Below are 25,915 nucleotides of genomic sequence, written 5' to 3'. Positions count from 1 at the left end.
AGCCAGGAGAAACGGTGAATTGGCAAGACGGCAAGAGAAGCGTAACTACAAGGGCGTCCGTAAAGGCGCCCTAATCAAGCGAGAATGGAAAGAATTAAGTTACCTGATAAACCTGCCCGGATTTCTCCATGGCAAAGATCAAACGCACGAGTTTTTTTGCCGCATGAGAGATGGCAACATTATAGTGTTTTCCTTCGGCACGTTTCTTAGCAAGATAGGCAGCAAAAGTAGGATCCCAAAGGCAAGCGTATCTCGCTGCGGTATAAATTGCGAACCGAAGATAGCGCGAACCACGCTTTTCCATGTGAGCATGGCCGCTTATGTACTGGCCAGATTGGTAAATAGACGGTGAAAGGCCAGCATAAGCAAGAATCTTATCTGGAGAATCAAATTGGGAGAAATCGCCAATCTCGGCTAAAATCATGGCTCCCATGCGTGTGCCAATACCAGGGATGGTGATAATGGGAGAATGGATTTCAACCATCATAGCTTCAATCTGCACTTCAATCTCGCCGATCTCCATATCCATCTCTTGAATGAGGCGAATGGTATGTTGCAGTTCCAAGGACTTTGCAGGCATTCTGGAACCAACAGATTGTCTGGCAGCATCACGAATCTCAATGGACTTATCTCTGCCGTAGCGGCCTTTGGAGGCGTCCGCAAGGATGGTTTTTAAGTGCGTCAGGTTGCAGGCGGCAATCTGGTAAGCACCGGGCAGTTCGCTGAGAAGCGCATAAACAGCCGCCCCGTGAAGTGAAGGAACCAATTTTTCGAGTTCTGGGAAGAGAATATTGACCAGCCTGGCGACAGACTGTTTGAGCTTAGCGCGTGCCCGGACTTTGTCAAAACGGTATCGCGTGAGCGATTTTAGCTCTTCGTTGTGGTAAGCTGTGTCCGTGTAGGACTTGAGGTTCACATCAGACATGAGCATAGCTGCAATTGTTCGTGCATCCACACGGTCTGTCTTGGTCTTTCTAAGGCTTAGGCTTTTCCGGTAAAGATTGGTGTGCAAGGGGTTAATGACAACGCTGTCCAGGCCATTGTCCAGAAGGAATCCAAGAATGTTGTAGCTGTAGTGTCCGGTAGCCTCAAGCCCTACCTTTATTTTCTGGGATTTCCCGGCACAGGAACGGATCTTCTGCAGTAAGCATTTAAAGCCGGCTTTGTTGTTGGTAATGGTAAACACCTCGGCAAGGACTTCGCCTTCTGAGCTGATGATAAAGCAATCATGCTTGTCCTTTGCAACATCGATTCCAACGAAAACCATTACAATACCTCCGGAGTGAACTATTTGATGCTGAGTCCACAGGACACTTTGCTCTTGTAACCTCGTTCTAAATAAACCGTCTGGCGGTATCTAACTAATTAACAATACTGCAAAGGGCTGTGGTTGGAGCCTTATCGAAACCGTCTACGCGGTAGTAGAATAATACCAATCCACAGCATCCCTTACAGTGTAGCACAAGACCCTGGAGATCGTCTCTAATCACTACTACTCTATAATACGAGGTAGAATAAGTTGCGCAAATTAAAAAAACATGAAAAGAGACAAGGTTTGCAGTCTCTGTTAGAATGAAGTCACGACACACCATTCTGAAAGTAGAGAGCAAACCATATCCGAGAAAATTGTACAGTTAAATGAAAAAGCACTCAAGGGACAAATCTAGGAGTTAGTCCGAGGCGGCCGTGTCAAGAGAAGTTCGCAATTTAGGGACTCCGGGCGGTGAATCAAGCAGCGTTTCGCAGCAGTGTCTGAATGGATTTTGGGTTCAAATATGCCCTGGAAACAGACCAGTCCTCGGCATATTCCATCAGGTAAGTGGTCACCAGCCGAAGGTAGGAATCCGGATTGGGAAAGATTCCAACGACGTTCGTCCTGCGTCGAATTTCCTTGTTGAGCCGCTCGAGCATGTTGGTGGAAGAGATTTTGCGGGCGTCGAGTTCCGCAAACGCATAGAACGCCAGCGAATCTTCCAGCCCCTCCTCCAAAATCTCAATCGCCTTTGGAAACCGCTTTTCATACCGTTCCGAGAGCAACCTTGCCCGCTGGCGGGCAAGGTCTTCATTGGGCGCCAGCCAGATTTCCTTCAGCTGTGCCGCGAAAGCGTCCTTCTCTTTCTGCGGCACATGCGCCAGAATGTTGCGCATAAAATGCACCTTGCATCGCTGCCAGGAAGCGCCGGGGAAACTTTTCCGGATGGCGGCAACCAGCCCCTTATTAGCATCGGAAACCACCAGGGAAGGCGTTGTCAGCCCCCGTTCCTGTAAACTTTGAAATAGCTGAGAGTAGTTTTCTTCGGATTCTGTCAGCATCGGCTCCACAGCCAGCACTTCTCGCTGCCCCTGCTCATTGACGCCGCAGGCAACCAGCACCGCCATGTTGACAACATGACCGTCCATGCGGACTTTTTCGTAGAGGGCATCCGTCCAAATGACCGGATAGCGCCCGGTCAAAGGCCGGCTGCGGAAGTCCTGCACCTGTTCGTTCAGGCCTTTTGTCATCTCACTGACCTGACTCCGGGAGAGGTTTTCGATTCCCAGACTGCGGGCCAGCTTCTCCATCTTCCGGGTGGACACGCCCTGCACAAACGCCTCCTGAATGACCTGGATCAGCGCTGCCTCGCTGCGTTTGCGCTCTGTGACAAAAAACGGGATGTATCCACGGCTGCGCAGCTTCGGCACCATGAGATACATCGTTCCCATGCGGGTATCCAGCCGCCGGGGGCGGTAACCGCAGCGATAATCGTTGCGGGACGGGCTGTGTACGTTCTTTTCCGCCCCCACAATGCCGGAAACCTCCGCCTCCATGAGCTGTGCACACAGCCACTCCAACATGCTGAGCATCGGGTCCGGCTCCGCCATACATTTCAGTAGCAAATCCGTGAGACCTGTGGTATTCTTTCCTTGAGCCATTGGGTTTCATCTCCTTCTTTGAATGTCTCGACACCATTCATTGTACCGGAGTCCCAATGGCTTTTCTATGCCTTCTTCAAATTGCGAACTCTATTGTACTCCATCGTCCGAGGCAGCGTGGAGGAAACGCTTTACGGCCTGCTGGAAGTCGTGGGAGAAGTGTTCCCAAAGGCGAAGTACCAGCGCTGCGTGGCCCACTTTTACCGCAATATTTTTTTAGTTGTTCCCAGATCCAAAGTCAAGCTGCGACTAAGAGGCTCAAGGCAATCCGCGTCCTGCCGCCAGTGAAGCGGAAACGGATTCGCTGGGGACAAAGGCCGCTTTTCGGCGTGAGCAGACCGATTCCGGGGGAAGAAGGGCCAGACACAACGGCACAGAAGCGGCGCTTGACAAAGGTTGCTCCCGAGAGCGGATGAAACTCGCGCGAAACCCTGCTCAGTGTTTTCCGGCGTGGCCATCAGAACGGTAAAATCCGGGTCGGCGTACTCACATTCCACCTTGCCCTGCCGCAGCAATGCTGCCGCCTCTTTCCTGTTCCAAGCACCTTCTGCGGCGGAGAGCGTGAGCTTTATAGGGTGACTTTTGGTAAAAATCCGGCCGTTGTCCCGAAAAGAGGCTCGAAGGTCCTCCAGCCGTGCCGCACAGGTGGTCAGCCGGTTGGAGTAGTCTTCCGCCAGATGACGGTTTGCAAGATCCAGCGATTGCAGAATGAGGTAAGAAGGGCTGGTCGAATCGAACAGCGCCAAGGCGCGCCTTCCGTTTTCCATAAAATCTGCCGGAGCCTGCCGGCTCACATGAAGATACGCTCCGCCGGTCAACACCGGTAAAGTTTTATGGGCGGAGTCGCAGCACAGATCGGCGCCCAGATCAATGAGATGGGCGCTGCGTGGTAGAAATTTGAGGTAAGCGCCGTGCGCGCCGTCTACCAAAAGAGGGACGCGGAACCGGTGGGCGGTTATTGCCAGTACCGCAATGTTCGGCGTGCTGCCCAAATAGTCCGGCGCGGTGAGATAGACTGCGGCGTGAGGACGAGACAGACGCTTGAGCACCCCCCTCCAGTTGCTGGGTGGATACACTGCATCGGCACGGAGAGAAAGAAGGCTCCTCCGGCCGGAACCAGACGATTTTGCGTGGGTGAAGGTGCCACGCATAAAGTAGTTTTTGTTTCCTCTGGATTGGACCAGGTTTTGAAACTTGTGGACAATGCGCTCCTATCTGCCGTTGCCGGCATAATCCACCCGGCAGCGGTCGTGAATGACGGGCCTTGCGCCACTCATAAAACTGAGAGAAAAAATTTCATTCTCAAATCTATTGACAAATTGCCGAAAACATGTCATATTTATGCCCATCTTATAAAAATGAGGAGTAAAGAGTTCATTTAGCGAATACTAGGACCACTCCCTCGGGAGTTGAGGCCATACGGACAGCCGGGTCCACTGCCGATTGGTGGTTTTCCGCCTCTTATTGATTGAGTTAAAATCTCAAATTTTATAAGTTGGTTACTTCATAACCAAAATGCGTGATTGCGCAGACTTGTGAAACGGTCAATAAAGAGTAGTAAAAGTATAATTGCTATATAGACTCTAAAGTACCCTCTGAATATCCGCTCTGTTTTTTCGGATCTTGATTTTATGGCCTTGCGGGAGATTGTCCCTGAGATGCCGCGGGATTTTTTCGAAAAATACGATGGAGTTGCGAGAACAGGTTTCAACCACAAGCTGTGTAATAACAGCTTGTGGTTTTTTGTTTTTACGAGGTGTGATATGAAGAAAGAGACAATACTAAATCAAGGTCGTTCGCCTATTTACGAGGCGTTGCAGAAATTTCGCCAGATGCGGGTGATGCCGTTCGACGTTCCGGGACACAAGCGGGGCAGAGGCAACCCGGAGCTGACGGAATTTCTGGGAGAGCGATGCATCAGCGTTGACGTCAACAGCATGAAACCGCTGGATAACCTCTGCCACCCGGTTTCTGTGATCCGGGAAGCGGAAGAGCTGGCGGCGGAGGCATTTGGCGCCTCCCACGCTTTTTTGATGGTGGGAGGCACCACAAGCTCGGTGCAGAGCATGGTGCTGTCCACCTGCAAGCGCGGCGATAAGATTATCCTGCCGCGAAATGTGCATCGAAGCGTCATCAACGCGCTGATCCTGTGCGGCGCGATTCCGGTCTATGTAAACCCAGAGGTGGATCAGCGTTTGGGAATCTCGTTGGGGATGAAACGGGAACAGGTCGCCAAGGCAATTCAAGAAAACCCGGACGCAGTTGCGGTTTTGGTGAATAACCCAACCTACTATGGAATTTGCAGCAACCTCCGGGAAATTGTGAAAATGGCACATGAGGCGGGTATGTACTGTTTGGCAGACGAAGCGCACGGCACACATTTTTACTTCGGAGCGGATATGCCCGTTTCCGCTATGGCTGCCGGAGCGGATATGGCGTCTGTTTCCATGCACAAAAGCGGCGGCAGTCTGACGCAGTCAAGCCTGCTTCTAATCGGACCAGGGATTCAGGAAGGATATGTCCGTAAGATCATCAATCTGACGCAGACCACCTCCGGAAGTTATCTGCTGATGTCCAGTCTTGATATCAGCCGACGCAATCTGGCCCTGCGCGGCAGGACCGCGTTTCAGCAGGTGACGGCGATGGCGGAATATGCCAGAGAAGAGATCAATGCCATTGGGGGATACTATGCGTTTGGAAGAGAGTGTGTGAACGGGGACTCTGTGTTCGACTTTGACCCCACCAAGCTCAGCGTCCACACCCGTGATATCGGACTGGCCGGGATTGAGGTGTACGACCTTCTGCGCGACGAGTATGATATTCAAATTGAATTTGGGGATATCGGCAATATCCTTGCCTACCTCTCCATGGGAGACCGTCCGCAGGAGATCGAGCGGCTGGTCAGTGCGCTGGCGGAGATTCGCAGACTTTATCAGACGGACGGCAGCGGACTGATGAATCAGGAATACATTGCGCCCGAAGTTGTCATGAGCCCACAGGATGCGTTTTACGCTTCCAAAAAAAGTGTTCCGCTGATGGAGAGCACCGGATGCATCTGCAGCGAGTTTGTCATGTGCTATCCACCAGGAATTCCCGTTGTCGCACCTGGCGAGCGCATCACGTCTGAGGTGCTCCAATATATCCAATACGCAAAAGCAAAAGGGTGCTCCATGACCGGACCCGAAGACCCAAATATTGAGAAAATCAATATCTTACAGGAGGAAGATTGATGGAACTCTGGTTTAGTGAATTTCACACGCCGGATGTCAAGCACAGCATTCGGGTTAATCGGCACCTGTATTCCCACAAAAGTGAGTATCAGCAGATTGATATTTATGATACGCCTGAGTTCGGAAAGGTTTTGGCGCTTGACGGGAACGTGCTGCTGACGGAACGGGACGAGTTTATCTATGATGAGATGGTCACCCATGTTCCGATGGCGGTCCACCCCAACATTCAGGATGTGCTGGTCATTGGCGCAGGAGACGGCGGCGTAGTTCGGGAGCTGGCCCGCTACGACACGATTCGCTCCATTGATCTGGTGGAAATGGACAATCAAGTGGTGGAGGCATGCCGGCTCTATCTTCCGGAGAACGCCTGCCGGCTGGACGATGAGCGGGTGCATATCTATTTTGACAACGCCCTGCGCTTCATCCGCCGCCGCACAGCGCAGTACGATCTGATCATCGTGGACTCCATTGATCCGTTCGGGCCATCAGAACCCTATTTCACAAGAGAGTTTTACGGGAGCTGCTGTAATGCGCTGCGCGAAGACGGGATTATGGTCAACCAGCAGGGCAGCCCCTTTTATCGCCATGACTCAGAGGCCATGCAGCGCAGCCATAAGCGGATCGTCAGCACATTTCCCATCAGCCGGGTCTATCAGGCGCATATTCCGACCTATGCCGCCGGCTATTGGCTCTTTGGCTTCGCCAGCAAAAAATACCACCCCGTGGATGATCTCAATGCTGAAAAGTGGCGCGCATTAAATCTGGACACGCAGTATTACACGGCCCGCCTTCACACCGGGGCTTTCTGCCTGCCCGCATTTTTAGAAAAACTGCTTTTAGAGGTGGAGGAGAAATCATGAGACCCAATGTTGAAACGTTTATCGGCTGCGACTGCGCCTATGAAGACGCCAAGATCGTTTTGTTCGGAGCACCCTTTGATTCCACCACCAGCTTCCGGCCGGGGGCCAGATTCGGATCTTCCGCTATGAGACACGAGAGCTATGGTCTTGAGACATACAGCCCGTATCAGGACCGAGACTTGTCCGACTGCCGTATTTTTGACAGCGGAGATTTAGAGCTTTGCTTTGGAAGCGCAGAGTCTGCGCTCAGCGACATTGAAAAGCGGACGGCTGAAGTTTTGCGCGACGGGAAGCGCCCTCTGCTTTTGGGAGGAGAGCATCTGGTGACACTGGGGGCTGTTCGCGCCGTAAGCCGAAAATATCCAAAGCTCCACCTTATCCACTTTGACGCCCACGCGGACTTGCGGGGAGACTATCTGGGTGCCAAGCTGAGCCATGCCTGCGTAATCCGACGCTGCCACGATCTTTTGGGGGATGGACGAATCCACCAATTCTGCATTCGGAGCGGCGAGCGGACGGAATTCCAGTTTGCAAGGGAGCACACGGATTTGCATCCCTTCTGCTTCGGCGGTCTGGAGGAATTGGTCGAGCAATTACGCGCCTCGGATATTCCGGTTTATTTGACCATTGATTTGGACTGCCTTGACCCGTCGGTGTTCCCCGGCACGGGGACGCCGGAGGCCGGAGGGGTAACCTTTATGGAGTTGCTGAACGCGATTCGTTTGGCAGGGAAGACAAACATCGTCGGGGCAGATCTAAATGAGCTCGCCCCAATGCTGGACCCAAGCGGAGCCTCCACTGCGACAGCCTGTAAGGTACTGCGGGAGCTGTTGCTCTGCCTCTCGGAGGCCTAAGGATAAGCAGTCCGATCAATGGCACTGATTGTACAGAAATTTGATGGTGGCTTGGTCACTGACGCCTAACAGATGAAAACCAGCTACCATGAACCTTCCCGGCGGCGGCCGAATTACCCAAAAGGAACACGCGGAAGTCTCTCCGCCTATTTTTGAAAGGAGAAAACAAATGAACAAGGTATTGGTAATCGGATGCGGCGGCGTTGCGTCCGTGGCAATTAAAAAGTGCTGTCAGGTCAGAGAGGTCTTCACGGACCTTTGCATTGCCAGCAGAACCAAAGCGAACTGCGACCGGCTGGCAGCTGAATTGAAAGGAAAGACCGCCACCCGGATTACGACGGCGCAGGTGGATGCGGACGATGTGCAGCAGGTGATCGACCTAATCAATCGCTATAAGCCCAATCTGGTGATGAACATTGCTCTTCCATATCAAGATCTTACCATCATGGACGCATGCCTTGCCTGCGGCGTCAACTATATGGATACGGCCAACTATGAGCCAGAGGACACGGACGATCCGCTGTGGCGGGATGTTTATGAAAAGCGCTGCAAGGAAAAGGGTTTTTCCGCTTATTTTGATTACAGCTGGCAGTGGGCGTACCGCGAAAAATTTGAAAAGGCCGGATTGGTGGCGCTCCTCGGCTGTGGATTTGACCCCGGTGTCACGCAGGCGTATTGTGCCCACGCCAAAAAGCACGAGTTTGACACCATCGACACGATTGACATTCTCGACTGCAATGGTGGCGATCACGGCTATGCATTTGCCACCAATTTCAATCCCGAGGTTAATCTGCGGGAGGTTTCCGCGCCCGGAAGCTACTGGGAAGACGGGCATTGGGTGGAGATTCCGGCAATGAGCATCAAGCAGGCGTACGAGTTTGACGCGGTTGGTCAAAAGGATATATATTTGCTGCATCACGAAGAGATTGAGTCTCTGGCCAACAGTATTCCAGAGGTTAAACGCATCCGCTTTTTCATGACCTTTGGTCAGAGCTATCTGACTCATATGAAATGTCTGGAGAATGTGGGGATGCTCTCCACCACGCCCATCGAATTTAACGGACAGCAAATTGTGCCGATCAAGTTTCTTAAAGCGCTTCTGCCGGACCCCGCCAGTCTGGGCCCTCGCACCCACGGAAAAACCAATATCGGCTGTATTTTTACAGGGAAAAAGGACGGCAAGGAAAAGTCCTATTATATCTACAATGTCTGCGATCATCAGGCCTGCTACAAAGAGGTGGGCAGTCAGGCAATCAGCTACACGACCGGAGTGCCCGCCATGTGCGGGGCATTGATGCTGCTGAGCGGAAAGTGGAATTTGTCGGGTGTGCATACGGTGGAAGAGTTCGATCCGGACCCCTTCCTCGCCGCATTGGATCAATACGGACTGCCCCGCAGTGAAAGCTACAGCCCCGCGTTGGTGAATTAATGGGAGTAACGACGACGCAGGTCTTTTCAGGGCTGGGGGGGCAGGATCCAGGCGTTTTGTTCTCCGCCTTGCCAACGCCCTGTTATGTCATTGACGAAGCGCAACTGGAGTGCAACGGCGCCTTACTTGCGGCTCTGGCAAAACGCACCGGCTGCAAGGTACTTCTGGCACAAAAGGCCTTTTCTAACTTCGATTTTTACCCGCTTCTGGAGGGCTACCTTGCGGGGACCGAGGCCAGCGGGCTGTACGAAGCGAAGCTTGGCAAGGAAGAGATGGGCAACCGGGAGGTTCATGTGTTTTGCGCTGCCTATCAGGAGGACAGCTTTGAGGAGTTGCTGGACTATGCCGACCACATTGTATTCAATTCTCCCAGTCAGCTGAGGCGGTTTGGGGGAAAGGCAAAGCAGAGGGGGAAGAGCGTTGGCCTGCGGCTTAATCCGGAGTACTCCACGCAGGAAGGTCACGGAATTTACGATCCCTGCGGGCCGGGAAGCCGGTTGGGGACAACGCGTGGACTCTGGGACAGAGAGATGACCGAAGAACTGATCTGCCTTTTGGATGGACTTCATTTTCACACGCTTTGCGAACAAAACGCGGACGCTCTTGCACGCACGCTGCAATGCGTGGAGGAGCGTTTCGGAGAATTTCTATCCCGCATGAAGTGGTTGAATATGGGGGGAGGACATCATATCACCAAAGCAGGATATGATTTGGAGTGTCTGGAAAAAACCATTGCCTACGCGCAAAGCGCTTGGGGCGTTGAGGTCTATCTGGAGCCGGGAGAAGCCGTTGCCTTAAACGCGGGTTATTTGGTCAGCCGTGTGCTGGACGTGATCGAAAACGGAGCCGTTCAAATCGCAGTTCTGGATGCCAGCGCCGCGTGCCATATGCCGGATGTGCTGGAAATGCCCTATCAGCCGCCGGTTTATTGCGCGAGCACCGATCCCTGCCAAGGGTATCCATACCGCTTGGCCGGACCTACCTGCCTTGCGGGGGATGTGATCGGAGAGTATCACTTTCCACAGCGTCTTAAAGAGGGGGACATGGTGTTATTTGGCGATATGGCCATTTATACAACATGCAAAAATAACACATTCAACGGAATGCCTCTACCGGATATTTGGAAACTGGACAAGGAACAACAGCTTACCCGGCTGACCGATTTTGGTTATGAGGATTTCAAGCGGCGCTTGGGAAAAGATATATAAGCGGCAAGGCCGCTTAGGACGAGTTCCGATATCTTGTCCGCGGGCGGAAAAAGCGGCGCAGACCGACAACGCCATTGGCTTAATATTGCAAGTCCATGCGGAGTTTAAAAATCTTTAACGCTGCACAGACCCAAAAATAGCTCCCACGGGGAACGCATCTCTGCGTTACCCGTGGGAGCATTTCTTTATTTAATGGCAAATTCTAAGCGGACCTCTGCGTCAAGTAGGTATCTCACCGCCGGTATCGAGCGCATAATCAAGATAAATTTGATTTTCCCGGCAAAACTCTGTCCACTGGTTTGGCAGATACTCATCCGTGATGATAACGTCAATGGATTTCAGGTTGCCAAATAGAAGGTTGGCGCTTGCGTCAAACTTGGTGTGGTCCAGCAGAAGAATTTCTTTCTGCGAATGGAGCAACATGTTTTCCCGGACCCTTGATTCATCGAAGTGATTGTCCGACATGCCCTGCTCCAGGGTGACCTTCGGGCAGCTGATAAAGGAGCGATCTGCAAAGTAGCCGGAGAGCGTGTCAGTGGTATGATACCCAACAAAGGAAGAAGTTCTGCTGCGGAAAGAGCCTCCCAGACAGATCAAATTGATGTTGGAAACCTGATCGTTGCATAGGTCGCAGACCAAAAGAGAGTTTGTAATAATCGTAATGTTGAGCTTTTTGCTCAGCAGCAACTCCGCCAGCGCAAGGCAGGTCGTGCTGGAATCGAGCATAATAACGTCGTTTTCACGCACATAGCGCAACGCCTGACGGGCCAGTCGGGATTTTAATTCCGGGTAATACACCTTGCGAAGTTTGGTCGGATAGCTCTTGTCGTATTTATCCATCAGATAGGCGCCACCGTGTGTCCTGGTCAGCTTGCCGATGGATTCCAGTTCTTTTAAATCGCGACGGATGGTCTCTTCGCTGCATTGCAGCTGCTTACTTAAATTTGGGATCAACACGCTCCCGTTTTTTGTCAGTTCCCGCTCAATGGCGGTCTGACGATCAATTTTCAGCACAGACATTCCCCCAGTTCTCACAAGTATAGTAGATATTTTTGAAAATTTCAAGATGATCGTGCCTTTTATCAACAAAAGCAAACATCAATATGTTTAAATTGCAAAATTTGCCCTATAATCATTCATGCATATTGAAACAAAATGTGAAGATTGCAAAATCATGTGTTGATTTATGTTTGTTTTTGTTTTATTATTTTGATGTGGAAGACTGAAGCGAAGGGGAGAGGAGGGCCACTCGCTTCGGCTGACAAAAAATCGCAGCAAAGGAGAAGCACCACTGCACTTATCCAATTGGCCCACCTTACAGACATTGGATTATTGAAAATGCAAAACGAAAGGGGAAAATCATGGACAATGGAAATAAGAAGGGAAACTTTATCGGTCTTTTGCCTCTGATCATTTTTGTGGCGCTGTACATCTTTACCACCGCGATTACCGGCGACGCCGGAACAATGCCTCTGAACGTTGGTATTCTCATTGCTATTATTTTTGCATTTATTCTCAGCAACAAAAAGCGCAAGGCTGACGGCCTGAAATTCGATGACATCGTTACAAGCTTCTGCAAAGGCGGCGGGGACGACACGCTGATCTTGATGTTTTTCATTTTTTTAGAGGCTGGTATTTTTTACACCGTAGCTGGCGGCATGGGCGCGGTTGACTCCGTTTCCAATCTAGGATTGAAGCTGCTGCCGGCAAACATGCTTCTTCCCGGCCTGTTCCTGATTGGCTGTGCATTGAGTTTTTCCATGGGAACCTCCATGGGCACAGTCACGGCCCTGATGCCCATTGGCATCGACATCGCCTCCAAGACTGGTATGAGTCTTCCGCTGATTTGCGGAATTGTAGTTTCCGGGGCCATGTTCGGCGACAACCTTTCTTTCATCTCCGACACGACGATTGCCGCCACACGGACGCAGGAGGTGAAGATGAAGGATAAGTTTAAGGCCAACTTCCTGATGGTCTTGCCCGCCGTGATTATTACCTTTATCCTTTGTATCTTCCAATCCAGCACCACGTCTCTGGATAAAAGCACCCTATCCTGGAATCTAGTGCAATTGCTTCCCTACGTGTTGGTCATCGTGCTGTCGCTCATGGGCGTGCATGTCATTTTGGCCATGGGCGCCGCTATTTTGGCGGGTCTTGTAATCGGAGTTGCGCAGGGCAGTTTCACACTGATCACAGCGCTCTCTACCGTCGGCGATGGAATCAAATGCATGGAAGACACCGCTACAATTGCGGTTATGGTTGGCGGCCTGGTGGCACTGATGAGCTATCTGGGTGGTATCGACTGGCTTTTGAACAAACTGACCAAGCGGGTTAAGAGCAGCCGCGGAGCAGAGCTATCCATTGCGGCGCTGGTCACATTGCTGGATTTGGCGACGACCAACAACACCATCTCCATCATCACCGCCGGCCCCATTGCCAAGGATATCTCCGATGAGTTCGGCATTTCCCGCGTACGTACCGCCAGCATTCTCGACTTGTTCTCCTCAGCTGGAAACGGTGTGTGCCCTTGGGCAGGACAGATTTTGGCTGCCGCAGGTCTGGCCGGGGTTTCCACGCTGTCCATCGTGCCGTTTTGCTGGTACAGCATTTTGATGTTTGTCTTTGGTATTTTCTTTATTTTGATCGGCTGGCCGAAGGGGCTTTCTTCCATCAGCGAAAAAAAGATGTAAAAAAACCGCAAAGTGATATAACATAAAGAAAGCGCTCTAAGAGCAGATCATAATTTCTGATCCGGCGCGGAGAGGATAGTGGGAGTTTGGATCGAATAGACCCCCTATCCTTTCCGCCGTATCGAAGAGGAAGGATGTATCCAATGTCTGAGTTTGGTCAGTTTTTCTTAATGAAGGTGAATGATGTCAAGCGCTATGCCGTTGACGTCCTGCATTACTTTCAGCCGGGCGACGACATCCAGTGCGTTGAAATCGGCGATGGAAATATCAACTATGTGTTTCGGGTCTGGACGGAAAAGGACGGGAGATCCGTCATCGTCAAACAGGCAGACAAGTTGCTTCGATCTTCGGGGCGCCCGCTGGACATCTACCGCAACAAGATTGAGGCTCAGATTTTGATGCTGGAGGGCAAGCTGGCGCCCGACTACATTCCAAAGGTCCTTTACTATGACGAAACCATGGCTGCACTGTCTATGGAGGATATCTCCGCCTACGGAAACCTCCGCAAAGAGCTGATGGCAAATCACGTCTATCCGCATCTGAGCGAAAATCTCTCCACTTTTTTAGCCAATGTGCTGCTGCCCACCACGGACCTTGTTATGGACCGGCAAGAGAAAAAAAAGCAGGTCAAGTTCTTTATCAATCCGGAACTGTGCGATATCACTGAGGATTTGGTTTTGACGGAACCCTACTACGAGCCTTATTACAATCCCCGCAACAAAAACATCATCACGCCCGGCAACGAGGCGTTTGTCCATGAGTTTCTCGCAGAGGATGAGGTCTTGAAAACCGAGGTTGCCCTACTCCGCAACAATTTTATGAACAATGCGCAAGCTTTGATCCACGGCGATCTGCACACCGGATCCATTTTTGCAAACGCGCAGGGCGTGAAAGTCATTGATCCCGAGTTTGCATTTTACGGCCCGATGGGCTATGACATTGGGAACATTATTGGAAATCTCTTTTTCTCGTGGGCGAATAAGGCGTTTACCATGCCTGAGGAAACGGAGGCACTGGCAGCGCTGGAAACCACCATTGCCGAGCTGTATGACAAGACCCGCGAAAAGCTGGAGAATAAGTACGACGAGCTGGTCAGCTTCCCGTTTTACCGCATCGCGGGTTTTAAAAAGCAGTATTTAGACGGTGTCATGGCGGATGCCGTCGGCTATGCCGGAACGGAGATCGTCCGCCGGGTTGTGGGGGATTCCAAGGTGATGGAGGTAACAAGCGTCACCGATCCGGCTGTTCGGATTCCCATGGAACGGGCTCTCATCAAGCAGGGCGTGGCCCTGATTAAAAATCGGGCGATTTTCCACACTGGCGCAGAGCTGACTGAGCAGTTCCGCCTAATTTTGGCATAAGGAGGCGCTTATCATGCATCGCTGTGATGACAACATGCCGTTTTTGCTGCAATACGAACATGTGGCATGGTATGAAAACGGCAGGGTGAGAATTTTAGATCGGCGCATTTATCCCACCAACGTCCGCTTTGTGGAGTGCACCACCTACCACGAGGTCGTACAGGCCATTGCGGACATGGTAACGCAAAGCGCCGGCCCTTATACTGCGGTGGGCATGGGCATGGCCCTGGCCGCCTATGAGTGTCGGGACAAGGGCAAAGCGGAGCAGACAGCCTTTTTGAAGCAAGCGGCCTATGATCTGGCCCACGCACGGCCCACAACCGCCAACCGCTATGGCATTATTACCCGCAACTGTCAGGACGTTGCCTCCCAAGCGCTGGAAAATGGAGAAGATCCCATTGAAAAAATCGTGGAAGCCACGGTGGAATCCCTGAACCGACGCTACACCACTATGCAGATTGTAGGCGACCATCTGGCGGATTTAATACCATCCGGCGGAACCATTCTAACCCAGTGCTTCGGCGAAACCATCATCGGCACGGTAATACGAGCCGCCAGAAAGCAAAACAAAACCTTCCGCGCCTTCTGCGCGGAAACCCGGCCCTATTTGCAGGGTGCGCGGCTGACTTCCAGCTGCTTTGCCCAGATGGGATTTGACACCACTGTCATCACTGATAATATGGTGGCCTTTGCCATGCAGCATGAGGGCATCGACCTCTTCACCTCTGCGGCAGACACCATTGCCCGAGATGGTCATATCGCCAACAAGATCGGCACGTTTCAGATTGCCATTCTGGCCAAGCATTTTGGGATTCCTTACTTTGTGACAGGCATTCCCGATCAGGACAAGACGAGCAAGCAGGACATCGTGATCGAGATGCGGGATCCTTCTCAGGTTTTAAGCTATCGCGGGGTTTCCAATACCGTACCGGAGGTTAAGGCCATCTATCCGTCCTTCGACGTGGTTCCGCCCCATCTCATTTCCGGTGTTGTCACCGATCAGGGTGTCTACGCACCCTATGTGCTCAACCACTACTTTGACCAGCAGGTCAAGGCGTTTTATTAATCTGGCAAAGGAAGTCTGAAAAATGAAGTTGTATGTAAGAGCACCGTTTTCCGACAAAGGTCTGGAAGAGCTGCGCAGAATGTTTGACACGGTGATCTATGAACCGTGGACTGCCACCGGCGAACGCTATTATGAGGACGAAATGCTGGAGCATCTTCGAAAAGAACAGCCCGATGCGCTGATTACGGAACTGGACCGCGTGACAGAGAAGGTCCTCAAGGACTATGACCGGCTGCAGTTTATCGGGGACTGCCGTGGAACGCCCGCTAACATCCAAGTGGACGCCTGCACTGCTGCGGGTGTCCCAATCCTTTGCACACCGGGCCGCAACACGCAGGCGGTTGCCGAAATGGTGGTGGGATTGATCCTGGCGTTTTACCGTAAACTCCTCCCCTCCGTTCAATGGGTGAGAGATGGCAAGTGGGTCGAGGGTACAACGCCCTATTATCTCTGGATGGGCAATGAGTTGCAGGGAAAAAAAGTGGGACTTGTGGGCTTTGGCCGAATCAGCCGGGTGGTTGCCAAAATTCTCGACGGCTTTGAGTGCGACATTTCCTTTTATGATCCGTTTATCTCTGGCGATCAGGGACATTACCACAAGTGCACACTGGAGGAGATTTTCTCCGAGAGCGACATTGTGTCGCTGCATCTGCCGGTGCTGGACACCACCCGCGGCATGATCACCGAACCGCTGCTGCGGTCTATGAAAAAGAACGCACTATTCGTCAACGCGGCTCGCTCCTCGTTGGTGGATTACAAGGCGCTGCGCAGCGTTTTGGAAGAAGAAAAAATCGGCGGCGCGATTTTAGATGTTCTGGACAGCGAACCGCCCACACCGGAGGATGCGTCCATTGGAAAGCTGCCCAATGTGCTGCTCACGCCGCACACCTGCGGAGCTACCTACGAGGTGACGGATCATCAGTCCGATATTCTGGTGGACGGCATCCGCAAGTGGATGACCGGAGAGCAGTTGGAGACGGTCGTTTATAACCGGGAAGTGCTGAAACAGTGACCCCCGAATACGGAGGAAAATCATGAGCAGATATTACCTGACGGTGGATCTAGGAACAGGAAATTCCCGTGTGGCGCTTGTCTCCTCAGATGGAACCATCATGGATATGCGTTCTTTCGCCAATACCTACTATCGCGACGAGCGATATGAGGACGCGCAGTATTTTCTGCCCGGAGAATGGGAGGAAGCCATTCTTCGCGGATGCCGGGAGCTGTGCGTCGCGCACCCTGAAATTCATGTCAGCGCAGTTTCCGCAGCCGGGGCAAGACAGAGCATCGTTCTGCTAGATCGGTCTGGCAAGGCGTTTTATGGGCTGCCCAACATTGACAACCGGGGTAGGGCTTATATAGGCGAGATTCCCGATCAGGAGGAAATTTACCGCATTTCCGGCAAATGGGTGACCGAAGACTTTGCCGCTGCAAAGCTGCTGGGCTTTCGAAAACTCTATCCGGAGCAGTACGGCAAGATTGATAAAATCACCAGCCTTAGCGAGTGGATTGCGCAGATATTTACAGGCCGCATCGTGATTGAACCATCGCAGGCCTGTGAAACGCAGCTCTATGACCTTGAAGCACGCGAGTGGTCGGAAAAGGTTTGTGGCTACTACGGTTTCGACATGGCAATTTTGCCGGAGCTGTGCCCTGCCGGGACGACGGCAGGCCCGGTGCTGCCGGAATACCGCAGACTGCTGGGCATGACCGAGGACGCTGTTTTTGTGATTGGCGGCGCCGACACGCAAATCGCGCTTCGACAGACAGGCATCGGCGTGGGCGACATTGCCATTGTCTCCGGCACCACCTCACCGGTGGTCACGCTGATGAAGGATAAATTCTATGACCCCGGTCAGCGTGTCTGGACGGATGCCAATTTGGGCGGGCAGACCTATCAGATCGAGATGAACCCCGGCGTTACGGGGCTGAATTATCAGCGTATCCGCGCCATGCTGGCGGAAAACCTGGATTATGACGCACTGGAGGAGGCTTATTCCAAGAAGACAACCTTCCGGTGCACGGCTTCTTTCTCTTCGTTGCTGTTCTATGAGCGCAGAGGTTTGCGACGCGGCGGGTTTTTTATGCGTTCCCCGTTGGACGCCGCGGTGGATCGGACCGATTTTCTCTGGTCGGTGCTGGGCGACATCGCCTGCTCCATCTATGAGCAGTATACCAATCTCCGTGCGCTGACTGGCAATCACTCCGATTGCGTATTGGGCTGCGGTGGTGGCTTTCAGTCCCAAACGCTGTGCCAAATGCTCAGTGATTTGACCGGCAGCAAGCTGCATCTTCGCGACGGCTTCGATCAGGCAACTATTCAGGGCTTGACGCAGGTCTGCAACGAATGTTTGGGAGAAGCGAATATTTTGACACAGCAGCGGAAAATCGTCTATCACCCCCGTGAAGGGCAGCTGATCCATCGGTATTACCCAGAGTGGTTTGAAAATCGAAACAGGGCAAACTAATCATCATACGTAATATTTACAGAAATCAGGAGGACCACCCATGTTAATGCAGGAAGAAAGAGAACTGGTCGTCGAGTACGGAAAAAAGATGAGCGCAGCGCGCCTGAGTACCGGCACCAGTGGAAATATCAGTATTTATAACGCCGAGAAAGGGCTCATGGCCATTAGTCCGTCGGGTATGGATTATTTTTCTACGCAGCCCGAGGATATTGTCATCACGGATTTGGACGCACATGTGGTGGATGGCGTGCGCAAGCCCTCCAGCGAATGGGCGCTGCACACTGTTTTTTACAAGAACAAGCCGGAGGCACGCTCCGTGGTCCACACTCATTCAATGTACTGCACGACTTTTGCCGTTTTGGGGCAGCCTGTGCGCGCCGTGCACTATGTAATTGGTGACGCGAATACGGACACCGTGCCCTGCGCACCATATCAGACGTTCGGTACTGTGGAACTGGCGGAGACGGCTATTGAGGTCTGCGGAGACAGCAACGCCGTTTTGCTGGCCAACCACGGTCTGGTGGTTTGTGGCGGCAATATCCAAAGCGCCTATTCTCTCGCCTGCAACATGGAATACATCGCCGAGTTGCAGTATCGCGCCATGTGCATCGGCACTCCGAATGTCCTCAGCAAGGACACGATGGACAAGGTGTTGGAAAAATTCAAGACCTACGGCCAGACACCGGGAAAGAAAACCGGTTATTAAGGAGCGTTCTGTATGAATTCATTTGATTTTTACAGCCCCACCTACTTTATCTTCGGAAAAGAACGGGAGCGGGAAACAGGCCTCTACGTGAAAAAGTTCGGCGGCAGCCGCTGTCTGGTGGTTTACGGCGGGCAGTCCGCAAAGCAGTCGGGTCTTCTGGATCGTGTGAAGGAATCACTGGAAGAGGCAGGTGTGCACGTGGAGGAACTGGGCGGAGTACGTCCCAATCCCCGCAGCAGCCTTGTCTATGAGGGAATTGAGCTGTGCCGAAAGAAGAACATTGATTTTCTGTTGGCGATTGGCGGCGGCAGCGTCATTGATACCGCTAAAGCCATTGCCATGGGCGCCGTCTACGACGGTGATTTTTGGGATTTCTTCACCGGAAAGACCCCCGAAAACGCCTTGCCTGTGGGCACCGTGCTGACGATTGCGGCCTCCGGCTCCGAGGGTTCTCCCGATTCTGTGATCACCAATGAAAAGACGCTGGAGAAAAACGCGGCGGAGTCAAACTGCCTGCGTCCTAAGTTCTCCGTGTTGAATCCCGCCCTGACAGAGAGTCTGCCACCCTATCAGACAGCCTGCGGCGTGACAGACATCATCGCCCACGCCTTTGAACGGTATTTTACAAATACAAAAGATGTGGAAATCACTGACCGACTTCTGGAGGGTGTGGTGTTGACCATGCTTCATGAAGGCAGACGCGTAATGACCGACCCAAGCAACTATGAGGCCCGGGCCAACATCATGTGGGCCGGCATGGTCTGCCACAATGACGTAATGGGTGTTGGCCGCCAGCAGGACTGGAACAGCCACCATCTGGAGCACGTACTCTCTGCCAAGTACGACTGCGCGCACGGTGCGGGCCTTGCGGTCGTCATGCCTGCCTGGATGACTTACTGCGCTCATCATCATGATCCAGCCCGCCTTGCGCAGATGGCAACCCGCATCTTCGGCTGCCAGATGGATTATGAAAATCCGTTAAATACTGCGCTGGAGGGCATTGAGGCATTTAAAACCTTTCTCAAATCCATCGGGATGCCGCTTTCCTTTGCCCAGATTGGCGCAGACCCCAAGTGCATTCCGGAACTGGTTGAAATGAATCACATCGGCGACGGAAAAACCGGCGGCTTTGTGGCGTTGGATAAGCAGGCGCATTACGATATTTACGAGCTGGCGGTAGGTCGGGAGGAATAAACAACAGCATCCCGCAGCGGCGGATATGAGAAAGGAAGCGCATGATGGAAAAGGATCAACAGATGGGGTTTGCAACCCGCCAGATTCATGTTGGGAAACTCAAAGACACATCTGGCGCACTGTGCACACCGATTTATCAGACGGCCACGTTTGAATTTGAGACCGTTCAGCAGGGCGGCGCCCGCTTTGCCGGCGAAGAGCCGGGCTACATCTATTCCCGCCTTTCCAATCCCTCTTTGACACAGGTGGAGGAGAAGCTGGCCTCCTTGGAAAACGGCGAGGCCGCGCTGGCCACTGCCTCCGGCATGGGCGCGATCTCCGCGGCATTGTGGACGAGCGTGGTCGCAGGCGACGAAATTCTGGCCAGCGACACTCTGTACGGCTGCACATTTTCTCTGCTCTGCCACGGATTGACCAGATTCGGCGTGGATACGAAGTTCATTGATATGGTAAATCTCGAGAACTTTCAGGAGCATCTCACGCCCAAGACCAAGGTCATCTATTTTGAGACGCCCTGCAACCCCACACTGAAGATTTTGGACATTCAGGCCATTGCCGAAGCTGCCCATAAGTACAACCCCGCTATCTGTGTCATGGTGGACAATACCTTTTGCTCCCCCTATTTGCAGCGGCCGCTGGAGCTTGGTGCAGATGTGGTGGTCCACAGCGCCACCAAGTATATCAACGGCCACGGGGACGTAATCGCGGGTTTCATTGTCGGTTCGGCGGAGTTCATCGGCCAGTGTCGGACCTTTGGCCTGAAGGACATGACCGGCGCGGTAATGAGTCCTTTTGACGCGTTTTTGATTGCCCGCGGCCTCAAGACGCTGGATATCCGAATGGAGCGGCATTGCTCCAACGCCCGTAAGGTGGCGGCGTTTTTGCAGACTCACCCCGCAGTGGACAAGGTCTACTATCCCGGGCTTCCCGATTTCAAAGGCTACGAGGTCGCCCGAAAGCAGATGAAGGACTTTGGCGGCATGCTGTCCATTGAACTCAAGGCCGGCCGTGAGGAAGTTGCCAATGCCCTCAACAATCTGCGGCTGTGCAGCATTGCGGTGTCTCTGGGCGACGCCGAGACGCTGGTGGAACACGCGGCAACCATGACCCACTCAACATATACGTCGGAGGAACTGGCGGTCGCGGGGATCTCGGAGGGTTTGGTCCGCATCTCCGTGGGATTGGAAGACCCTGAAGATATTATTGCCGATCTCAAGAGCGTTCTTGATTCCCTCGTTTCTTAAATTACAGGGAGACTGCACAACCTGATTTACGGCTACACAATTATACAAAAGTTTTAACAAGCTGAGGGGCAGGATTAAATCCTGCCCCTCAGCTTGTTGAAAACGATTTCATTTTTCTGGATTTTCAATTCCATCCGGGAAAACGGCACGGGAATTGCTAGAGAAAGAGTGAGGAAGGCTTCATCAATCTTTCTTGTGGCAATTATCAAACAGGAGGAAATCCAACTATGGAAAACAATTTGGCACTGCGCAATATCCGGGTGCTTGACCTGACCCGCGTTCTGGCGGGCCCTTACTGCACAATGTATCTGGCGGATCTGGGCGCGGAGGTCATTAAGATCGAGATCCCGGGTTCGGGCGACGATACCCGCAAGTTTCCGCCTTTTAAAAACGGGGAAAGCCTGTACTATTGTAACGTTAACCGTAACAAAAAAGGCGTTACACTTAACCTGAAAGACCAAGAAGGCAAAGAGCTTTTCAAGGAAATGGTTAAAAACGCCGACGTGGTTGTGGAAAACTACCGCCCGGGCGTTATGGAGAAACTGGAACTGGGGTATGACGTTTTGAAAGAAGTCAATCCCCGGATCGTATATGCCGCCGTGTCCGGCTTTGGTTTTTATGGGCCGCTGCACGACCGTCCCGGCTACGACATCATTGCGCAGGCGATGAGCGGCATTATGAGTCTTACCGGTGAATCCGGCGGAGGCCCTATCCGCACCGGCAGCGCCATTGGCGATCTGGTCGGCGGCCTGAACACCTGTATCGGCATTCTGGCGGCATTGAATGCCCGTCAGCTGACAGGTAAAGGCCAGCGGGTGGACGTGTCTTTGGTGGACGGGTTGGTTTCCTTCTTGGAGACAAACACCCAACGCTATCAGGCAAACGGTATGCAGCCGCCCCGCATGGGCAACCGGTATCCTTCCGCCGCGCCCTACGACTCGTTTAAAGCCAAGGATGGCGAGTTCGTCATCGGCTGCGGCAACGACAAGCTGTTTGCTTTGCTGTGCACCAAGGTAATCGGACATCCCGAGCTGGTAGATGACGAACGCTATAACGAACCGGCCAAACGCCTGGAACGGGAGGCGGAGCTGAAAAGCGTAATCGAGGAGTGGTCCGTGAACTACACCATTGAGGAGGCGGTTAACCAAATTTTATCCGCCGGCGTTCCCGCTGCTCCCATTTACGACATTAAAGCCGTGATGGAAAACGACCACATTGCCAATGTCCGTGAAATGTTTATCAACTGTGAGCACCCCGTGGCCGGGCACCTTCGTATTAACGGAAATCCGGTGAAGCTGATGGACAGCATGCCCAAGCTGCGCACCCCCGCCCCCACACTGGGGCAGGACAATGAATCCGTTTACGAAAGTGTATTCGGTATCAGCGCAGACCGTCTGCGGGGGTTGAAGGAAAAGGGCGTTATTTAACGGACTTTTAAAAAGACTGCTTGTAATGAAAGGAGCTCTCCAATGAACCTTCCTAAATTTGTAGAAATGATTGAAGTCTGCCCGCGGGACGGTTTTCAGAATATCCACGATTTAATTCCCTTTGACACCAAGGTCGCGGTCATTCAGCAGCTGGCCACCGCCGGGTATCAGCGGATTGAGATTTGTTCCTTCGTCAGCCCTAAGGCCATTCCTCAGATGGCCGACGCGGTGGACGTTGTGGCGTCCACACGGGATGTGCTGAAGTCCAACGGCGTGAAAACCGCCGCGTTGGTGCCCAACGCCAGGGGCGTGGAAGCGGCGGTTGCCTGCGGGATTGACGAGCTGACCTATGTCATCAGCGTCAGTGAGAAGCACAATGTGGCCAATGTGAAACGCACGCCTGCCGAGTCTATGGAAGAGTTCAAGGCGCTGATCAGCCGATATGGTGACAGAGTCCGGTTCCGGCTGTCTCTTGCCACTGCGCTTGGCTGCCCCTTCGGTGAAGAAATTCGCACTGAACGGGTGCTGGAAATGGCTAAATTCGGGTTTGAGCTGGGGTGCGAAGAAGTAATGATTGCGGACACCGTGGGCATGGCCAACCCCGTCCGAGTTTCCGACCTGATGACCACTCTAGTGCATATCTACGGCCCTGACAAATTTATTATGCACCTGCACGATACCCGGGGACTGGCGCTTGCCAACACGCTGGCCGCCATGCAGTTGGGCTTGCACAAGTTTGAATCCGCAGCCGGCGGCTTGGGCGGCTGTCCTTTTGCCCCCGGCGCGGCGGGAAATGTGGCCTCCGAAGACGTGCTGAACATGCTCACGGAGATGGGCGTGGAAACCGGCGTAAACGCCGTCGCCTTGAACGAAGCCGTCATTTTAATTCGAGAGGGTGTCCACGCCCCCATTGTCAGTCATATGGCCGGTTTGTATAAGAAGTCGCCCTGCGTTTAAACAAAGACTTCTAAAGCTTTCCTCTCTCTTATTACCCCCTCCCTCATGCAAGACGGGCGGAGCCGCAGGGCTTCGCCCGTCCTGCTGAAATTGCAAGAGAAGAAATCGACAGGACTCGCAAGCTGTGTTATAGTGGTTTCAATTATGAAACGCGGAGGCGAAACAATGCAACCATTTTTTGATTCTCCCGACGACGAAACGGTTCAGGAGATTTGCATGATTGCACCTACGGAGCAATTGGCCCGAAAAGCCCGTGGTATCATTGAAAAAAGAGGAAATCCCATAGACGTATTTGTCTGCAACCGAAAGGGCGACGGACCGGGGAGCGTAACCTCTCCGGAAGATATTGTGAATCTGGCCTCCTCCTTGCAGCAACGGGGCGCCAAGCTGTTTCTCTCTCGAAAGGGGACGCAACAGATTGTGGAGCGCGCCTTGGGGATTCAGGTGGTAGGGCTGAACAACACCCTCACGGACTATATGAAAATGATTTTGGATAATCAAGTGGGGGGCGGTTTGATCGCCTTTTTTTCCTATGGAGCACTGAGCGACGAGGTAATGCTCATGTGTGAAATGCTACGCATCCGCGCAAAAAATTATATCTTTTCCAGCCCAGAGGACAGCTATGATGCTGTGGCTGCCGCCGTGGCCGACGGAGCCACCTACGGAATCGGCGGTGCATGGACCTCAGTTCCCGCGGCAGCGGGCGGTTTACCTCATGCTATTTTGGAAAACTCCAGCGAATCCATTGTCAACGCCTTAGATGTTGCCCTGCAAATTCGCGCCATTCAAAGAGAAGAAGCGGTGAAGCAGCGCCAATTTAAAACCCGGATGGAAATGTATCAGGCCGTGCTGAATGCCACGCACGACGCCATCATCTCCGTAAATGAACAGGGGACGGTTCAAGTGGTCAACCCTGTGGCAGAGAGGATCATCGGCAAAAGCGCTTGCGATTTGCTGGGCCATCCCATTGAAGAGGTGCTGCCCAACACCAAGCTGCCAGAGGTGCTGCGCACCGGCCGCCCCCAGACCAACCAGATTATGCAGTTCGGCAAAACTCTGACCAATACCAACCGTTTGCCGATTTTGGTAGACAACGACGTGCGGGGTGTTGTGGCCACGTTTCAGGACATTCGCCAGCTTCAGACCACAGAGCAGAAAATCCGCCTGAAGCTGCACGAAAAGGGGCTGGTGGCAAAGTATACGTTCGCCGACATTCTGGGAGCTTCCCCAGCCATTCTCAGCACCATTCAAATCGCCAAAAGCTATGCCACGTCTTCAGCCGCCGTGCTAATTCACGGGGAAACCGGCGTGGGCAAAGAGCTGTTTGCCCAAAGCATCCACAACCGCAGTTCCCGGCGTAACGGCCCTTTCGTGGCTTTGAACTGCGCGGCGGTGGCAAACAACCTGCTGGAGAGCGAGCTGTTTGGCTATGAGGAGGGCGCCTTTACCGGCGCTTCCCGGGGCGGGCGGGAAGGCCTGTTTGAGCTGTCCCACGGCGGCACCATTTTTTTAGACGAGATTGGCGAAATCTCCACGGAGACACAGGTGGCCTTACTGCGTGTCCTTCAGGAAAAGGAAATCCGCCGAGTGGGAGGATCACGAGTCATCCCGGTGGATGTGAGGGTCATTACAGCCACAAACCGAGATTTGATCGAGGAAATCTTGAAAAAGCGCTTTCGGGAGGATTTATATTACCGCCTCAATGTGCTGGATTTGGAAATTCCGCCCCTGCGGGAGCGGGGACGGGATGTGGAAATTCTGGGGCTGCATTTTTTTAAAAAACTTTCCGGCACCACAGCATCGGAGCGGCACAAGCGTTTTCTGGAAATCCTGAATCAGGTCGGGCAGTACGACTGGTATGGCAATATCCGCGAATTGCAGAACTTTGCAGAGCGGGTTCATATCCTTCTGAAAAATGGGGCGGAAACCTTTGATGTCATGACGGAAATGATGCGGCGGCGCAGTTTGGCGCCCGCCGCCCAGCCATCCCCGGGCAAAAGCGACGAACATGAGCGTCAGGCCATTGCCGCCGCTTTGGCGGCATATCCCAACTCCGTGGAAGAAGCTGCCCGCAGTCTGGGCTGCAGTCGTCAAACTCTGTGGCGCAAGATGAAAAAGTTTGGACTTTCCCGATAACTCATCATCGTTTCATGTCAACCAGCACGTAACAGCACATCATGCAACACGGATGCAACGTTCGGGCCGCCGACACAATGTGTCGGCGGTTTTTTCGGTTTGTTGTCTTCTGCCTGACCTTCCGAAGAGAAAAGCAACATTAAAATTGGAGTACATAGCAAATTTTTGCACC

20 protein-coding genes and 1 pseudogene are annotated in these 25,915 nt (G+C 52.8%); 17 read left to right on the top strand and 4 right to left on the bottom strand.

Annotated features, from left to right (window positions below; all coding sequences use genetic code 11):
- Positions 1 to 94: 94 nt before the first annotated feature.
- Both RT018_RS04505 and RT018_RS04500 read right to left on the bottom strand, forming a co-directional pair.
- A complete protein-coding gene (locus RT018_RS04505) occupies positions 95 to 1,267 on the bottom strand; it encodes an IS110 family transposase (RefSeq protein ID WP_312939673.1) in 1,173 nt (390 codons plus the stop codon).
- Between the two features lie 461 nt (positions 1,268 to 1,728).
- Positions 1,729 to 2,913 (bottom strand): IS256 family transposase, encoded by a 1,185-nt coding sequence (locus RT018_RS04500; protein WP_312939672.1) that lies wholly within the window; start codon positions 2,911 to 2,913, stop codon positions 1,729 to 1,731.
- Between the two features lie 135 nt (positions 2,914 to 3,048).
- On the opposite strand from RT018_RS04500, the pseudogene RT018_RS04495 reads away from it, so the two are divergent.
- Positions 3,049 to 3,159, top strand: a pseudogene (locus tag RT018_RS04495) (transposase); the annotation flags it as partial.
- On the opposite strand, the gene RT018_RS04490 reads toward RT018_RS04495, so the two are convergent.
- A complete protein-coding gene (locus RT018_RS04490) occupies positions 3,114 to 4,064 on the bottom strand; it encodes a hypothetical protein (protein ID WP_312939670.1) in 951 nt (316 codons plus the stop codon). The pseudogene RT018_RS04495 and the gene RT018_RS04490 sit on opposite strands and share 46 nt — an antisense overlap.
- 612 nt (positions 4,065 to 4,676) lie before the next feature.
- On the opposite strand from RT018_RS04490, the gene RT018_RS04485 reads away from it, so the two are divergent.
- The 5 genes from RT018_RS04485 to nspC all read left to right on the top strand — a co-directional run bounded on the left by RT018_RS04485 (position 4,677) and on the right by nspC (position 10,494).
- Positions 4,677 to 6,143 carry an aminotransferase class I/II-fold pyridoxal phosphate-dependent enzyme gene (locus tag RT018_RS04485; RefSeq protein WP_312939668.1) on the top strand — a complete coding sequence of 489 codons (1,467 nt, stop codon included), beginning with the start codon at positions 4,677 to 4,679 and terminating at the stop codon, positions 6,141 to 6,143.
- Entirely contained in the window at positions 6,143 to 7,003 is an 861-nt protein-coding gene (speE, locus tag RT018_RS04480; RefSeq protein WP_312939667.1) for a polyamine aminopropyltransferase, read from the top strand. The genes RT018_RS04485 and speE overlap by 1 nt, the downstream gene beginning before the upstream one ends.
- Positions 7,000 to 7,857, top strand: coding sequence for an agmatinase (gene speB, locus RT018_RS04475; protein ID WP_312939665.1), 858 nt, complete (start codon positions 7,000 to 7,002; stop codon positions 7,855 to 7,857). Before speE ends, speB begins: the two co-directional genes overlap by 4 nt.
- Positions 7,858 to 8,026: 169 nt before the next feature.
- The gene (locus RT018_RS04470; protein ID WP_312939664.1) at positions 8,027 to 9,286 is read left to right on the top strand and encodes a saccharopine dehydrogenase family protein; all 1,260 of its coding nucleotides are present in this window, start codon (positions 8,027 to 8,029) and stop codon (positions 9,284 to 9,286) included.
- Complete coding sequence (nspC, locus tag RT018_RS04465) at positions 9,286 to 10,494, top strand: carboxynorspermidine decarboxylase (protein WP_312939662.1); 1,209 nt, start codon at positions 9,286 to 9,288, stop codon at positions 10,492 to 10,494. Before RT018_RS04470 ends, nspC begins: the two co-directional genes overlap by 1 nt.
- Before the next feature lie 219 nt (positions 10,495 to 10,713).
- Here nspC and RT018_RS04460 read toward each other — a convergent pair whose 3' ends face one another.
- On the bottom strand, positions 10,714 to 11,508 hold the full coding sequence (locus tag RT018_RS04460) for a DeoR/GlpR family DNA-binding transcription regulator (RefSeq protein WP_312939660.1): 795 nt from the start codon (positions 11,506 to 11,508) through the stop codon (positions 10,714 to 10,716).
- A gap of 347 nt (positions 11,509 to 11,855) precedes the next feature.
- On the opposite strand from RT018_RS04460, the gene RT018_RS04455 reads away from it, so the two are divergent.
- The 11 genes from RT018_RS04455 (at position 11,856) to RT018_RS04405 (ending at position 25,743) form a co-directional block, all read left to right on the top strand.
- Positions 11,856 to 13,184, top strand: coding sequence for a Na+/H+ antiporter NhaC family protein (locus tag RT018_RS04455; RefSeq protein WP_312939658.1), 1,329 nt, complete (start codon positions 11,856 to 11,858; stop codon positions 13,182 to 13,184).
- Positions 13,185 to 13,327: 143 nt separating this feature from the next.
- Complete coding sequence (gene mtnK, locus RT018_RS04450; RefSeq protein WP_312939656.1) at positions 13,328 to 14,545, top strand: S-methyl-5-thioribose kinase; 1,218 nt, start codon at positions 13,328 to 13,330, stop codon at positions 14,543 to 14,545.
- A 13-nt stretch (positions 14,546 to 14,558) separates the two neighbouring features.
- Positions 14,559 to 15,611: an S-methyl-5-thioribose-1-phosphate isomerase gene (locus tag RT018_RS04445; RefSeq protein ID WP_312939655.1), complete on the top strand. Its 1,053-nt coding sequence runs from the start codon at positions 14,559 to 14,561 to the stop codon at positions 15,609 to 15,611.
- A gap of 22 nt (positions 15,612 to 15,633) precedes the next feature.
- The gene (locus RT018_RS04440; RefSeq protein ID WP_312939654.1) at positions 15,634 to 16,623 is read left to right on the top strand and encodes a 2-hydroxyacid dehydrogenase; all 990 of its coding nucleotides are present in this window, start codon (positions 15,634 to 15,636) and stop codon (positions 16,621 to 16,623) included.
- 22 nt (positions 16,624 to 16,645) lie between these two features.
- Positions 16,646 to 18,079, top strand: a complete 1,434-nt coding sequence (locus RT018_RS04435; protein ID WP_312939652.1) for an FGGY family carbohydrate kinase — start codon at positions 16,646 to 16,648, stop codon at positions 18,077 to 18,079.
- A gap of 40 nt (positions 18,080 to 18,119) precedes the next feature.
- The gene (locus tag RT018_RS04430) at positions 18,120 to 18,785 is read left to right on the top strand and encodes an L-fuculose-phosphate aldolase (RefSeq protein ID WP_312939651.1); all 666 of its coding nucleotides are present in this window, start codon (positions 18,120 to 18,122) and stop codon (positions 18,783 to 18,785) included.
- A 12-nt stretch (positions 18,786 to 18,797) separates the two neighbouring features.
- The gene (locus RT018_RS04425; protein WP_312939650.1) at positions 18,798 to 19,979 is read left to right on the top strand and encodes an iron-containing alcohol dehydrogenase; all 1,182 of its coding nucleotides are present in this window, start codon (positions 18,798 to 18,800) and stop codon (positions 19,977 to 19,979) included.
- A 44-nt stretch (positions 19,980 to 20,023) separates the two neighbouring features.
- Positions 20,024 to 21,223 (top strand): methionine gamma-lyase, encoded by a 1,200-nt coding sequence (gene megL / locus RT018_RS04420; RefSeq protein ID WP_312939649.1) that lies wholly within the window; start codon positions 20,024 to 20,026, stop codon positions 21,221 to 21,223.
- A gap of 227 nt (positions 21,224 to 21,450) precedes the next feature.
- Positions 21,451 to 22,650, top strand: a complete 1,200-nt coding sequence (locus RT018_RS04415; RefSeq protein ID WP_312939648.1) for a CoA transferase — start codon at positions 21,451 to 21,453, stop codon at positions 22,648 to 22,650.
- A gap of 42 nt (positions 22,651 to 22,692) precedes the next feature.
- On the top strand, positions 22,693 to 23,607 hold the full coding sequence (locus tag RT018_RS04410; protein WP_312939646.1) for a hydroxymethylglutaryl-CoA lyase: 915 nt from the start codon (positions 22,693 to 22,695) through the stop codon (positions 23,605 to 23,607).
- Positions 23,608 to 23,772: 165 nt separating this feature from the next.
- The gene (locus RT018_RS04405; protein WP_312939644.1) at positions 23,773 to 25,743 is read left to right on the top strand and encodes a sigma 54-interacting transcriptional regulator; all 1,971 of its coding nucleotides are present in this window, start codon (positions 23,773 to 23,775) and stop codon (positions 25,741 to 25,743) included.
- The last annotated feature ends 172 nt before the right edge of the window (positions 25,744 to 25,915 follow it).

The sequence above is a fragment of the Oscillibacter sp. genome, from assembly GCF_032060045.1.
Classification (GTDB): domain Bacteria; phylum Bacillota; class Clostridia; order Oscillospirales; family Oscillospiraceae; genus Oscillibacter.
Note: the sequence above shows the minus strand (reverse complement) of the source record. Positions and strands in the feature narration are given on the sequence as shown.